Source organism: Modestobacter sp. VKM Ac-2984 (genome assembly GCF_026967985.1).
Taxonomy (GTDB): Bacteria; Actinomycetota; Actinomycetes; order Mycobacteriales; family Geodermatophilaceae; genus Modestobacter.
Genome location: NZ_JAPVBJ010000003.1, coordinates 25,388 through 38,628 on the forward strand (window position 1 = coordinate 25,388; position 13,241 = coordinate 38,628).

At 76.1% G+C, this 13,241-nt stretch carries 11 protein-coding genes; 3 read left to right on the forward strand and 8 right to left on the reverse strand.

Annotated features, from left to right (window positions below; genetic code table 11):
• The first annotated feature begins 147 nt into the window (after window positions 1-147).
• The gene (locus O2W16_RS07270) at window positions 148-1,572 is read left to right on the forward strand and encodes an NADP-dependent succinic semialdehyde dehydrogenase (RefSeq protein WP_269158146.1); all 1,425 of its coding nucleotides are present in this window, start codon (window positions 148-150) and stop codon (window positions 1,570-1,572) included.
• Window positions 1,573-1,614: 42 nt separating this feature from the next.
• Here the strand turns inward: O2W16_RS07270 and O2W16_RS07275 are convergent, their stop codons facing one another.
• From O2W16_RS07275 to O2W16_RS07305, 7 genes are all read right to left on the reverse strand, one after another.
• Window positions 1,615-2,493, reverse strand: coding sequence for a metal ABC transporter permease (locus tag O2W16_RS07275; protein ID WP_269158147.1), 879 nt, complete (start codon window positions 2,491-2,493; stop codon window positions 1,615-1,617).
• The gene (locus tag O2W16_RS07280) at window positions 2,487-3,197 is read right to left on the reverse strand and encodes a metal ABC transporter ATP-binding protein (RefSeq protein ID WP_269158148.1); all 711 of its coding nucleotides are present in this window, start codon (window positions 3,195-3,197) and stop codon (window positions 2,487-2,489) included. Before O2W16_RS07280 ends, O2W16_RS07275 begins: the two co-directional genes overlap by 7 nt.
• The gene (locus O2W16_RS07285; RefSeq protein ID WP_269158149.1) at window positions 3,188-4,162 is read right to left on the reverse strand and encodes a metal ABC transporter substrate-binding protein; all 975 of its coding nucleotides are present in this window, start codon (window positions 4,160-4,162) and stop codon (window positions 3,188-3,190) included. Before O2W16_RS07285 ends, O2W16_RS07280 begins: the two co-directional genes overlap by 10 nt.
• 68 nt (window positions 4,163-4,230) lie before the next feature.
• Window positions 4,231-6,012, reverse strand: a complete 1,782-nt coding sequence (locus O2W16_RS07290; RefSeq protein ID WP_269158150.1) for an ABC transporter permease subunit — start codon at window positions 6,010-6,012, stop codon at window positions 4,231-4,233.
• Window positions 6,013-6,015: 3 nt separating this feature from the next.
• Complete coding sequence (locus O2W16_RS07295) at window positions 6,016-7,524, reverse strand: ABC transporter substrate-binding protein (protein WP_269158151.1); 1,509 nt, start codon at window positions 7,522-7,524, stop codon at window positions 6,016-6,018.
• A gap of 29 nt (window positions 7,525-7,553) precedes the next feature.
• A complete protein-coding gene (locus O2W16_RS07300; RefSeq protein ID WP_269158152.1) occupies window positions 7,554-8,354 on the reverse strand; it encodes an ABC transporter ATP-binding protein in 801 nt (266 codons plus the stop codon).
• Window positions 8,351-9,163, reverse strand: a complete 813-nt coding sequence (locus O2W16_RS07305; RefSeq protein WP_269158153.1) for an ATP-binding cassette domain-containing protein — start codon at window positions 9,161-9,163, stop codon at window positions 8,351-8,353. Before O2W16_RS07305 ends, O2W16_RS07300 begins: the two co-directional genes overlap by 4 nt.
• A 204-nt stretch (window positions 9,164-9,367) precedes the next feature.
• Between O2W16_RS07305 and O2W16_RS07310 the strand changes: the two genes are divergently transcribed.
• Window positions 9,368-10,678, forward strand: a complete 1,311-nt coding sequence (locus O2W16_RS07310; RefSeq protein WP_269158154.1) for an MFS transporter — start codon at window positions 9,368-9,370, stop codon at window positions 10,676-10,678.
• A 23-nt stretch (window positions 10,679-10,701) separates the two neighbouring features.
• Here the strand turns inward: O2W16_RS07310 and O2W16_RS07315 are convergent, their stop codons facing one another.
• Window positions 10,702-12,654 (reverse strand): heavy metal translocating P-type ATPase, encoded by a 1,953-nt coding sequence (locus tag O2W16_RS07315; RefSeq protein ID WP_269158155.1) that lies wholly within the window; start codon window positions 12,652-12,654, stop codon window positions 10,702-10,704.
• Between the two features lie 63 nt (window positions 12,655-12,717).
• On the opposite strand from O2W16_RS07315, the gene O2W16_RS07320 reads away from it, so the two are divergent.
• Window positions 12,718-13,065: an ArsR/SmtB family transcription factor gene (locus O2W16_RS07320; RefSeq protein ID WP_269158156.1), complete on the forward strand. Its 348-nt coding sequence runs from the start codon at window positions 12,718-12,720 to the stop codon at window positions 13,063-13,065.
• The last annotated feature ends 176 nt before the right edge of the window (window positions 13,066-13,241 follow it).

Below are 13,241 nucleotides of genomic sequence, written 5' to 3' on the forward strand. Positions count from 1 at the left end.
GCCGGCGTCTCCCGCTCGGCCGTTTCCCCTCCGGAGGGGGCGGGCACGTGCACGGGGCAGGCGAGCCGTGTCGGACCGCCCGAGCGCCCAGGACGGGCGCCGCCGTCCGGCACCGACCCGCGACCCGCACGACGACGGGAGACCCCCATGGCGATCGCCACGATCAACCCCACCACCGGGGAGACGCTGAAGACCTACGAGCCGCTGTCCGACGACGCGCTCGAGGAGAAGATCGGTCGCGCAGCCGCCGCCTACCGCAGCTACCGGCGCACCTCGGTCGAGGACCGGGTGCGCTGGCTGCGGGCCGCGGCCGACGTGCTGGACGCCGACACCGACGGCGTCGCAGAGCTGATGACCACCGAGATGGGCAAGACGCTGTCCTCGGCGAAGGCCGAGGTCGGCAAGTGCGCGAAGGCGCTGCGCTGGTACGCCGAGCACGGCCCGGCGCTGCTGGAGCCGGAGCCGAAGGACGCCGAGGCGGTCGGCGCCCAGCAGGCCTACGTCGCCTGGCAGCCGCTGGGCGTGGTGCTGGCGGTCATGCCGTGGAACTTCCCGCTCTGGCAGGCCATGCGGTTCGCCGCCCCGGCACTGATGGCCGGCAACGTCGGCCTGCTCAAGCACGCCAGCAACGTGCCGCAGACCGCGCTGTACCTGGAGGAGCTGTTCCGCAAGGCCGGCTTCCCGGACGACGTCTTCCAGACCCTGCTGATCGGCTCGGGCACGATCGAGCAGGTGCTGCGCGACGACCGGGTGGTCGCCGCGACCCTCACCGGCAGCGCGCCGGCCGGCCAGTCGGTCGCCTCGATCGCCGGTGACGCGCTCAAGCCCACGGTGCTGGAGCTGGGCGGGTCCGACCCGTTCATCGTGATGCCCTCGGCCGACCTCGAGGCCGCGGCGGGGGTGGCGGTCACCAGCCGCAACCAGAACAACGGGCAGAGCTGCATCTCGGCCAAGCGGTTCTTCGTGCACCGCGACGTCGCCGAGGAGTTCACCCGGGTCTTCGCGGAGAAGATCGCCGCGCTGACCGTCGGCGACCCGATGGACGCCGACACCGACGTCGGCCCGCTGGCCACGGAGTCCGGTCTGCAGGACGTGCACGACTACGTGGAGGACGCCCGCAGCAAGGGCGCCACCGTCGTCGTCGGGGGCACGCGGCTGGACCGGCCGGGCTGGTTCTACGAGCCGACGCTGCTGACCGGGGTGACCCCGGAGATGGACCTGTACGCCGAGGAGGTCTTCGGGCCGGTGGCCGCGCTGTTCACCGTCGACAGCCTGGACGAGGCGATCGAGATCGCCAACAGCCACCCCTACGGGCTCGGGTCCAACCTGTGGAGCGAGGACGAAGGGGAGCGGGCGCAGTTCGTCCGGGACATCGAGTCGGGCATGGCGTTCGTCAACGGCATGACGACCAGCTACCCGGAGCTTCCCTTCGGCGGGGTGAAGCAGAGCGGCTACGGCCGCGAGCTCACCGAGCTGGGCATGCGCGCGTTCATGAACGGCAAGACCGTCTGGATCGGTGCCCCCAGCAGCGAGCAGCGGCCGGGTGACAGCGCCGGTTCGGCGAACGAGTGACCCGTGGAGGGGCAGGGACGGTCGCCGTCCCTGCCCCTCCGGTCAGCGAGGGGAGGGGACCTCGCCGGGCCGGCTCACGGGCTGCACCGGGGTGGGGACGGCGTCCGGTCCGTGCCGGGGGCTGCCGCGGCGGGCCAGGCTGGCCATGCTGAGGACGGCGTAGGCGGCGACCGCCATCAGCACGATGGTGCCGCCCGACGGGGTGTCGGCGTAGAAGGAGACGGCGGTGCCGCTGACCGACACGGTCACCCCGATCAGCGCGGCGATCGCCAGGCTGCTCCGGAAGCTGCGGGCCACCAGCTGGGCGCAGCCGGCGGGCAGCACCATCAGCCCGCTGATCAGCAGCAGGCCGAGCACCCGCATGGACAGCGTCACCGTGACCGCGGTGACCACCGCGAGCAGCAGGTTCAGTCGCAGGACGGGCAGTCCGCTGGCGAGGGCGTGTTCCTCGTCGAGCGCGACGGTGAACAGCGACCGGCCGAGCCCGAGGGTGACGCCGAGGACGACGGCGGCCATCCCGGCGAAGACGACCAGGTCGCCGCGGGTCGTGGTGGTCAGCGCGCCGAACAGGTAGCCGTCCAGCGTGATCGGGGTGCCGGCCGGGGCACGGGTGACGACCACGACCCCACCGGCCAGGCCGCCGTAGAACATGATCGCCAGCGCGACGTCGGTACCGGTCGACCGGCGGGCCCGCAGCACCTCGACGACGACCGCGCCGGCGACGGTGGCCAGCAGCGCGGTGAGCACCGGCGCCGACCGGGTGGCCAGGCCGACCGCGACCCCGAGCAGCGCGACGTGCCCCAGCCCGTCGCCGATCAGCGACAGCCGGCGCTGCACCAGGTGGACGCCCACGGTCGGCGCGGTGAGGCCGACGAGCACGGCGGCCGCCAGGGCCAGCCGCATGAACTCGTAGCTCAGCACGGGGCGCCCGCGCCCGGCAGTGTCACCGTCCTGGTCACCACCTCGGCCAACGGGCCCAGCTCGTGCACGACCACCACCACGGCCGCGCCGATCTCGGCCAGGCCGGCCAGGGTGCCGGCGAGCACCCGCTGACTGGCCGCGTCGACGCCGGCGGTGGGCTCGTCCAGCAGGAGCAGCTCCGGGTCGCCGGCCAGCGCGCGGGCCAGCAGCGCGCGGCGCTGCTGGCCACCGGACAGCTCCGCGACCAGCCGGCGGTCGAAGCCGGCCAGCCCGGCGCCCTCCAGGGCGCAGTCGACGGCGCACCGGTCGGCCTCGCCGAACCGCTGCCAGGGCCGCAGCCGGCTCAGCCGGCCGGAGGAGACCAGTTCCCGCACGGTCACCGGGACGCCGCCGGCCACGGTGTGCCGCTGGGGCACGTAGCCGACCCGGTGCCAGTCGCGGAACCGCGCCCGCGGGACGTCGAAGAACCGCACCTCGCCGGCCTGTACCGCGCACAGCCCCAGCACGCCACGGACCAGCGTCGACTTGCCGGCCCCGTTGGGCCCGCGGACCGCGACCACCTCCCCGGGGCGGACGGTCAGGTCGACGCCGGTGAGGACGGCGTCCCGGCCGTGGCCGAAACCGCCGCCGCGCACCGTGAGCGCACTGTCGCAGCCGACCGGGACGACGGCCGGCGCGCGGCGGGGACGGGTGCTCAGGAGCACTGCTGCCCCGCCCGCAGGCCGGCCAGGTTCGCCCGCATGAGCGCCAGGTAGTCCCCGTCCGCCGACTGGTCGGTCAGCCCCTCGATGGGGTCCAGCTGCTGGGTCCGGGCGCCGGTCTCCCGGGCCACGGTCTCGGCGACGGCGGGGCTGACCAGCGTCTCGAAGTAGATGGTGCGCACGTCGTGCTCGCGGACGAACCCGGTGGCCTCGGTCAGCGCATCGGTGGACGGCTCCTCGTCCGGCGCCAGCCCGCTGATGCCGAACTGCTCGAGGTCGTAGGCGTCGGCGAGGTAGCCGAAGGCGGAGTGGCTGGTCACCAGCTCCCGGCTGGCGCAGTCGGCCAGGCCGGCGCGGAAGTCCCCGTCCAGCTCCTCGAGCTCGGCCCGCAGCTCCGCCGCGTTGGCGGTGTACTGCTCGGCGTCGGCCTCGTCCACCGTGGCCAGGTGCTCGGCCAGCGCGTCGCCGACGGCGGCCATCCGCATCGGGTCGTGCCAGAAGTGCGGGTCGGTCGCCGGCTCGTCGGGGTGCTCACCCTCGTCGGCGTGTCCGCCGTCGTGCTCGTGGGCCTCGTAGGTGAGCGACAGGTCGGCCGGCTCGCCGGCGTCGAACGCGCGCTCGGCGGCCTGCTGCTCGACGGCGGCGTCCACGGCGGGCTGCAGCGTCGGCAGGAAGACCACGACGTCGGCCTCGCTCGTCGCGGCGACGTCGCGGGGGGTGAGCTCGTGCTCGTGCGGCTCGGCGCCGTCCGGGGTGAGCGAGGTGACGTCGGCCAGGTCGCCGGCCACCTGCTCGCTGAGCCAGGCGAGGGGGTAGAACGCCGCCACGACCGTCAGCCCGTCGTCGTCGGCAACCGCCGCGTCGGCGTCGGCCGGGCCGGAGCAACCGGTCAGCGCTACCGCCCCCGCGCAGGCGAGGGAGAGCGCGGGGAGCGTGCGGGCGGGTCGTCGTCGGGACGGTGACTGCATGACCCGATCATCCGTGTAATGACAATCGTTGTCAAAGCTTCTCGGAGCGCTGGAGACGAGGCCTGCGGTCAGCCGGCTGCGGCGGGCTGCTCCGGTGCCGGGGCCGTCGTCCCGGTCGGGACTGCGGCCGGCCGTCGCGGCCGGCGGCTCAGTCCGGACAGCGAGACGGCGAGCACGGCGGCGGTGACCAGCGCCCCGGTCGGGGCGAGCACCACCCAGGGCGCCCGCTCGACGTAGGGCATCCCCTCGGCCAGCAGCAGCCCCCACTCCGGCGCCGGCGGCGCGGCACCCAACCCCAGGAAGCCCACCGCGGCCAGGGCCAGCGCGACGCCCGGCAGCCGCAGCACGGCGTTGCGGGCGGCGGCGGGCAGCACGGCCGGCACGACGTACCGCCAGGTGACCGCCGCCGGCCCCACCCCGAGCACCGGTAGCACGGTGACGTGCCGCTGGCGCCGGACCTCCTCCGACGCGGCCGCCACGTAGGCGGCGATCGGCGCCCAGGCCACCAGGGCCACGGCCAGCGCCGCGCCGGCCTGCGAGGTGCCCAGGGCGGCGGCGACCAGCACGCCGACGATGACCGGGGGTGCGGCGTTGGCGACCTCCACCGGCCCGACCGAGGCGCGCGGCAGCAGTCCGACCAGGACCCCGACCGCCAGGGTGACCAGCACGACCACCGTCGCCGTGCCGACGGTCTGCACCGCGCCGTGCGCCACCCGGGCCAGCAGGTCGCGCCCGCTGGCGTCGGCGCCGAAGGGCAGCGCGAGACTCGGGGCGGCCAGCCGCGGGTGGGCGGAGGTGAGCGGGTCGCGGCCCAGCCCGGCGGCCACCACGACCACGAGGAGCGCGGCCGCCCCGCCCGGGAGCAGCCAGTCGCGTCGCCGGGACGGGGTGGCCCGGGCCGGCACCGGCACGCTCCCGCTGCGCAGCGCCCGGCCCAGCAGCAGCGCCCGGGTCAGCGCGGCCAGCCCGCCGAACACCGCCGAGATCCCGAGGAGCAGCAGCATCCCCGCCTGCAGCGTCGGCAGGTCCTGGGCCTCCGCGGCGCCGAGCACCGCCCGCCCCAGTCCGGGGACGGCGAACACCTGCTCGACGGGCACCGCCCCGCCGGTGAGGCCGACGAGCACCAGGGCCACCTGGGTGGTCAGCGCGGGCAGGGTGCGGCGCAGCAGGGCCCGGCCCAGCTGCCCGGGTGACGCACCGGCCACCTGCCAGGTGGACACCCAACGCTCGGTGCCGGTGATGGTGAGACCGTCGGCGACCAGCCGGCCGATCAGCCCACCCGCGGGCAGGCCCATCGCCAGCGCCGGCAGCACCACCGAGGACGGGCCTGTCCAGCCGTAGGGCTCGAACCAGCCCAGCCACACCGCGCCGACCAGCAGCAGCACCGAGGCCAGCAGGAACTCCGGCAGCGCGGTGAGCGCGGCCCCGACCGCGCCGCCGGTGCGGCCCCGCTCACCCCGGGCGACCCGGTGCAGCGGCGGCCAGCACAGCAGCGCCGCCGTGACCAGGGCGACCAGCAGGGCAGCGCCCATCAGCGTGACCGAGACGCCGAGGGCGTGGACCAGCCCCGGACCCACCGGCCCGCCGGAGATCCAGGACGTGCCCAGGTCGCCGCTGACCAGCCCGGACAGCCACTGCCCGAGCAGTCCCAGCGGGCCGGCGTCCAGGCCGAGCTCGGCCCGGATCGCCGCGAGGGCCTCCGGGGTGGCATCCTGCTCGGCCGAGCGTGCCCGGAGGATCGACAGCTCCGGGCTGCGCCCGGACAGCCACGGCAGCACCCCGATCAGCGCCACCACGCCGAGGACGGTGACCGCCCGGGAGGCAGCGGTCACCCACCCCCGCCGTGGCACCGCTCAGTCCTCGCCGACGGTGGTGTCGGCGGTGATCAGCGCGCGCTCCCGCGGGTCGCGGACGGCACCGGAGACACCCGCGGCCTCGCCCTGGATGACCCGCTCGTGCAGCATCGGCACCGCCGCGCCGGTGTCCAGGACAGCCTGCTCGGCGTCGATCACCGCGCGCTGGCGCTCCGGGCCGGGGGTGGCGGCTGCGGCCACCTCGAGGGCGGCGTCCACCGCCGGGTCGCAGAGCTGAGCGATGTTGAACGAGCCCTCGCAGGCGAAGTCGCTGTACATGTAGGCGACCGGGTCACCGGAGTCCAGCACCGTGGCGCGGGACAGGATGAAGGCGTCGAACACGCCGGCCAGGGCGTCGGCCTCGATGAAGGCGTACTCCCGGACGTCCTGCTCCACGGTGAAGCCCACCGCCTCCAGCTGCTGCTCGAGCAGCACCGCGACCTCGGGCAGCTCGGCCCGGTCGGTGAAGGTGCCCAGGGTGATCGCCGTCCCGGCCGGCACGGCGGGCGCCGGCGTGTCCGCCTGGTCCGCGCGCAGGTCGGCGGCCCAGGGGACAGCCGGGCCGAGCAGGCCCTCGGCGATGTCGGCGCGGCCCTCGTAGACGGTCTCCACGATGGTGGCCCGCTCGACCGCGGCGCGGGCGGCGGCCCGCACCGCCGGGTCGGCGAACGGCCCGGACGCCGTGTTCAGGTACAGCGTGTTGGTGCGCGGCATGGGCACCTCGTGCACCAGCTCCTCGTCGACCAGCCCGGCCTGGGAGACCGGCACCGCCTCGACGACGTCCGCCGTGCCGGTGCGCAGGGCCGCGGCCCGGGCGGTGCCGTCGGGCACGAAGGCGACGTCGATGCCGGCGGCGGCCGCGGGGTCGCCCCAGTAGCCGTCGAAGCGGTCGAGGGTGGCGCCGGAGGTGCCGTCCACGGCGACCAGCTGGAACGGGCCGGTGCCGGTGCCGACCGGGTCGACCCGGCCGTCCGCGCCGTAGGCGGCCGCGGCGAGCACGGCCAGCTGCGGGCTGGACAGCCGCTGCGGGACCAGCGGGTCGGGCTCCCCGGTGGTGACCACGACGTCGGAGCCGTCGGCGAGCGCGGTCAGCTCGACGCCGTCCAGGATCCGCGGGCGGGGCGAGGCCTCGTTCGCGGCGGTCAGCGCGGCGGCGGCCTGCTCGGCGGTCAGCTCCGTGCCGTCGTGGAACTCGACGCCCTCGCGGACGGTGAACCGCCAGGTGAGGTCGTCGGTCCGGGCCCACTCGGTGGCCAGCGACGGCTGGGCGTCGCCGTCGGCGTCCAGCACCACCAGGGTCTCGGCGGTGCTCCAGCGGGACAGCTTGAACGCGTCGTCGGTCAGCGGGTTCAGGCCCGAGCGGGGCGGTTGCAGCATGGCCAGCGAGATCCGGCCTCCGCCGGCCGGGGCGCTGCCGCCGTCGTCGGGTGAGCTGCTGAAGCAGCCGGTGGTGAGCAGGGCGACGGTGGCGCCGAGCACGAGCAGGCGGGGGGTGCGGGAGGGGGACATCGTTCCGTTCTCTGGTGGGTGGAGCGTGGTCAGACGGGGAGGCCGGGGACGGCGGCGAGCAGGTCCCGGGTGCGGGGATGTGCGGGGTGGGTCAGGAGGTCGGCCGTGGGCCCCTGCTCGACGACGAGCCCGTCGGCGAGCACGACGGTGCGGTCGCAGAGCCGCGCGACGACGGCCAGGTCGTGGGAGATCAGGAGCAGCCCCAGGCCCTGTCGGGCGGAGAGGTCGGCCAGCACCTCGACCACCTGGTCGCGCACCGGGAGGTCCAGGCCGCTGACCGGTTCGTCGGCCAGCAGCAGCACCGGGCCCGGGGCCAGCGCCCGCGCCAGGGCGACCCGCTGGGCCTGACCGCCGGAGAGCTCCCCGGGCCGCCGCCCGGCCAGGTCGGGGTCCAGCCCCACCCGGGTCAGCGCCGTCGTCACCGCCGCGGCGTGGTCGCCGGGCACGTGCAGGTGCCGCAGCGGCACCGACACCAGCTCGCGCACGGTCGAGCTGGGGTTCAGCGAGCCCGCCGGGTCCTGCGGCACGTACTGGACCAGCCGGCGGTACCACCGCAGCGACGCGGTCGACCCCGGCCGGACGGCGCGACCGGCGACGGTCACCGTGCCGCGGTCGGGGCGCTCCAGCCCCAGCAGGCAGCGCAGCAGGGTCGACTTGCCGGAGCCGGAGGTGCCGACCAGCCCGACCCGTTCCCCGGCGCCGACGCTGAGGTCGACACCCCGCAGCGCGGCGACGACGTCCCGCGGGCCCCACGGCCGCCGCCGGGGCAGCGGGTAGCCGCGTTCGACGCCTGCCGCGGTGAGCACCGGGCCCTCGACCGGGCGGCTCACGAGGCGGCACCGACCCGGGCCGGGAGGGCTCCGGCCCGAGCGGCGCGCACCAGGGCGGCGCTCTGCTCGTGGCACGGGTCGGTGAGCAGGCGGGCGATCGGGGCGTCCTCGACCACGGCCCCCTGGTGCAGGACGACCGCGCGGTCGCACAGCGAGGCCGCGACCGCGAGGTCGTGGGTGATGAACAGCAGCGCCGTGTCCCGGGTGGCATCGCGCAGCACGCCGACGACCTGGGCCTGGGTGACCAGGTCGAGGGCGGTCGTCGGCTCGTCGGCGACCAGCAGTCCGGCGCGGGAGGCGAGCGCCATGGCGATGCAGACCCGCTGCCGCTGGCCGCCGGACAGCTCGCCGGGGGAGCTGCGCAACACCCGCTCGGCGTCGTCCAGGCCGACCGCCGACAGCAGCTCGGCGCGCTGCCGGGCGAGCTCGGCGCCGCGGAGCCCGCGGTGGTTGCGCAGCGGAAGGGCCAGCTGCGCGCCCACGGCCACCAGCGGGTTGAGGGCGGCCGCCGGGTCCTGGCCCACCGCGGCGACCCGGGCGGCAGGTGGCCGGCGGGCGGGTGACAGCCCGGTGACGTCGACCCCGGCCACCCGCACGCTGCCGCGGACCTCGGCGCCGGCGGGCAGGGTGCCCAGCAGCGCGGCGGCGGTGAGCGACTTCCCCGACCCGGAGGCGCCGATCAGCGCCACCCGCTCGGCGGCCGCGAGCTCCAGTGCGACGCCGCGGACGACGGCCCGGCCGCCGAGGGTCACCGTGAGGCCGTCGACGACGAGCGCGGGGGTGCGCCGTCTCCTAGGATTGATAACCATTGTCGGTAACTTACCCGGCGGGCGGTGGCGCCTCGTCCGGGGGTCGTGCACCTTGCTGCGAGCGCTTTGCAATACGGTTGCCGGGCAAGGACTCATCTCGTGGCCCGACCGGACCGTCGGGCGCCCTGTGCCGCTGGCACGTCCCGATCTCGGAGGACCCGTGGCACGACGCAGGACCGCGGGCCGGACGTCCTGTGGGCGGGCATGAGCGGGCGGCTCTCCTGGGCGCCGGTCGTGCTGTTCCGCCGGCTGCCGGCCGTGCCGCGGCTGCTGCTGCTGTCCCAGCTGGCGTTCAACGTCGGCTTCTACCTGGTGGTGCCGTTCCTGGCCGTGCACCTCACCGAGGACCTCGCGCTGGCCGGTGGACTGGTCGGCCTGGTGCTGGGCGTGCGCACCTTCAGCCAGCAGGGGCTGTTCTTCCTCGGTGGCGGGCTGGCCGACCGGTTCGGCGTCAAGTCGGTCGTGGTCGTCGGCTGCCTCGTCCGGATCGCCGGGTTCGGGGTGCTGGCCGTCGCCACGTCACTGCCCGCCGTGCTGCTGGGCACGGTGCTGGTCGGCTTCGCCGCGGCGTTGTTCTCCCCGGCGGTGGAGTCCGCGCTGGCCGACCAGGGCCAGCGGCTCGAGGCCGCCGGTGTGGTCACCCGGGCCGAGGTGTTCGGGTTGGACGCCATCGCCAGCAAGCTCGGCTCGGTCACCGGACCGGCGCTGGGCGCGGTGCTGCTCACCGTGCCCTTCAGCGTCACCTGCTGGGTCGCCGCCGGGGTCTTCGCCGTCGTCCTCGCCGCCCACCTGCGCTGGCTGCCGGCCGACCTGCGGACCGAGGGCAGCGGGGAGGAGAGCGTGCTCGCCGGGTGGGGGCACGTGCTCCGCAACCGCACCTTCCTGGTCTTCACCGCCTGCTACTGCACCTACCTGCTCAGCTACAACCAGCTCTACCTGGCTCTCCCCGTCGAGCTCTCCCGGGCGACCGGCAGCCAGGGGGCGCTCGGCTGGCTGTTCGTGCTGGCCGCGGTCTCGGTGCTGGTGTTCCAGCTGCCGGTCACCGCCCGGGCCCGGCGGGCCGGCGCACACCGGGCGCTGCCGTTCGGCTTCGCCCTGATGAGCGCCTCGTTCGCGCTGGTCGCGGTCTGCGCCCCGTTCGCGCCGCCGGCCGGCATCTGGGCGCTGGCGCCGGCGACCGGCATGGTGCTGCTGCTCTACGCCGGCCAGATGGTCGCCGTCCCGCTCGCCCAGGACCTGGTGCCCCGGCTCGCCGGGGAACGGCGACTGGGTGCCCACTTCGGGTTCCTGGCCTCCGCCGGCGGCGCCGCGGTGCTGGTCGGCAGCACCGGGGTGGGGGCGCTGCTCGACCTGGCGGGGGAGCCGCGGCCGGCCGCCGCTGTCCCGTGGCTGGTGCTCGCCGTGCTGCCGGCGGCCTCCGCCGTCGGCCTGGCGGTGCTCACCCGGCGGATCGCCCGGACGCCGGAGGGCCGGCCCGCACCGGCGGTGCCGGCCGAGGAGCCGGTCGGGCCCTGACCGCCGGCGCGGGCCGGGGGTGGTCAGCCGGGCGCCCCCTCGCCGGCGGCCTCGCGGGCGGCGGCCCGCCAGGCCGATGAGCGCAGCAGCCGCAGGCCGTTGAGCGCGACCAGCACCGTCGACCCCTCGTGCCCGGCCACGCCCAGCGGCAGCGGCAGCGTGCCGACCAGGTCCCAGGCGACCAGGACGGCGATGACGGTGCCGGCGATGACCAGGTTCTGCACCACGAGCCGGCGGGCGCGGCGGGCCAGCGCGATCACCGTCGGCAGCGCCGCGAGGTCGTCCCGGACGATGATCGCGTCGGCGCTGCGCAACGCCAGGTCCGACCCGATGCCGCCCATCGCCACCCCGACGTCGGCGGTGGCCAGTGCCGGAGCGTCGTTCACGCCGTCGCCGACCACGGTGACCCGCAGGCCGCTCCGCCGCAGGTCGGTGACCGCCGCGGCCTTGTCCTGCGGCAGCAGGCCCGGACGCACGTCGGTCAGCCCGACCTGGTCGGCCAGCGCGCAGGCGGCACCGGCGTTGTCGCCGGTGAGCAGCACCGGCGGCGTCCCGGTCTGGCGCCACAACGCGGCCACGGTGGCAGCGGCCTCGGGGCGCACCCGGTCGGCGAGGGCGAGCACGCCGGCCGGGTGGCCGTCGACGGTGACCACGACGGCGGTGCGGCCGGCCGCCTGCTCCTCGGCGACCAGGGCGGCCACGGCGTCGTCGCCGGCGGCCGGGGCGGCCACCCGGACGTGGCGGCCGCCGACCCGGGCGCTCACGCCGGACCCGACCGCCGCGCGGAAGTCGGTGGCCGGGGCCAGGGGGAGGTCGGCGGCGGCAGCGACGATGGCCCGACCGACCGGGTGCTCGCTGGAGGCCTCGGCGGCGGCGGCCAGCCCCAGCAGCTCGTCACCGGTGCGCCCCGGCAGCGGGCGGACGGCGACCACCGCGGGCGTGCCGTCGGTGAGCGTGCCGGTCTTGTCCAGGGCGACCACCGAGGTGGCCCCCAGTCGTTCGAGCACCACGGCGGAGCGGACCAGCACCCCGTGCCGGCTGGCCGTGGCGATGGCCGAGAGCAGCGGCGGCATCGTCGACAGCACGATCGCGCAGGGGGAGGCGACGATCATGAAGGTCATCGCCCGCAGCAACGCCTCCCGCACCGGCTCCCCGAGCAGCTGGGGGACCCCGAACACTGCGAGCGTGGCGACGACCACGCCCACCGAGTAGCGCTGTTCGACCTTCTCGATGAACAGCTGGGTGCGCGCCTTGGTGGCGCTGGCCTCCTCGACCAGGGTGGCGATGCGGGCGACGACGGCGTCGGCCGCCGGCCGGTCGACCCGGACGGTGAGCGCGCCGGTGCCGTTGGCCGTGCCGGCCCACACCTCGTCCCCGGGCGCCTTGTCCACCGGCAGCGGCTCGCCGGTGATCGAGGCCTGATCGACGTCGGAGCCACCGGCGAGCACCGTCCCGTCGGCCGGCACCCGCTCGCCGGGCCGGACCAGCACCACGTCACCGGTGGTGAGCCCGGCGGCGGCCACCTCGCGCTCGACACCGTCGACGAGCTGGGTGGCCTGCTCGGGAGCCAGGTCGGTGAGGCCGCGGACGGCGTCGGCGGTGCGCCGGGTGGCGACGGTCTCCAGTGCACCGGAGGTCGCGAAGATGACGATGAGCAGGGCACCGTCGAACACCTGGCCCAGCGCCAGGGCGCCGATCGCGGCCAACACCATGAGCAGGTCGACGTCCAGCGTGCGTTCGCGCAGGGCGGTGATCCCGGCCCAGGCCGGCTCCCACCCGCCGGTGCCGTAGCAGCACAGGTACAGGGCCCAGGCCGCGAGCTGGGGTCCGTCCAGCAGCTGCACCAGGCCCCCGGCGAGGAAGAACGCCAACGCGGCGGCGGCCCAGCGCACCTCCGGTACCGCTCCCCAGCCGGGCAGCCGCGGTCGCCGAGCAGGAGCGGGGACGGCCTGCTGCGGGGCCTGCGTGAGGGTCACCGCGTCACCCTATCTGCGCAGATGCGCAGACAGGCAAGTCCGTGGGTGACCTAGGGTGCAGGGGTGGCGCACACCGGCATCGACGGCTTCTCCATGCCGTCCGGCGACGCGGCCCGGCGTGCTGCGGACGCGCTGCGCATGCTGGGCGACCCGACCCGGCTCAAGGTGCTGTGGGCGCTGATGCAGGGCGAGACGTCGGTCGCCTGCCTGGCCGAGCTGGCCGGCACCTCGCCCACCGCGGTCAGCCAGCACCTGTCCAAGCTGCGACTGGCCGGGCTGGTCACCAATCGGCGCGAGGGCACCTTCGTCTACTACCAGCTGGCCGACCCGCACGTGGGCGCGCTGCTGCGCCAGGCCCTGTCCCACGCCGGGCACCCGGCCGTCGACGACCGGGTGCCCGAGCCCCGCTGACCCGACGGCGGGTCAGCCGACGGGAGGCCGACCGTCGCCGTCCGGCCGGCTGCCGCGGTGCCGCACCAGCCGGGCGAGCCCTGGGTGCGAGCCGGCGGGTGGCCCCGCAGTCGACAACAGTTCTCACATGCTCCTATCCTCATGCGAAGACCGCCGGGCTCTTCCGCGCGACCACG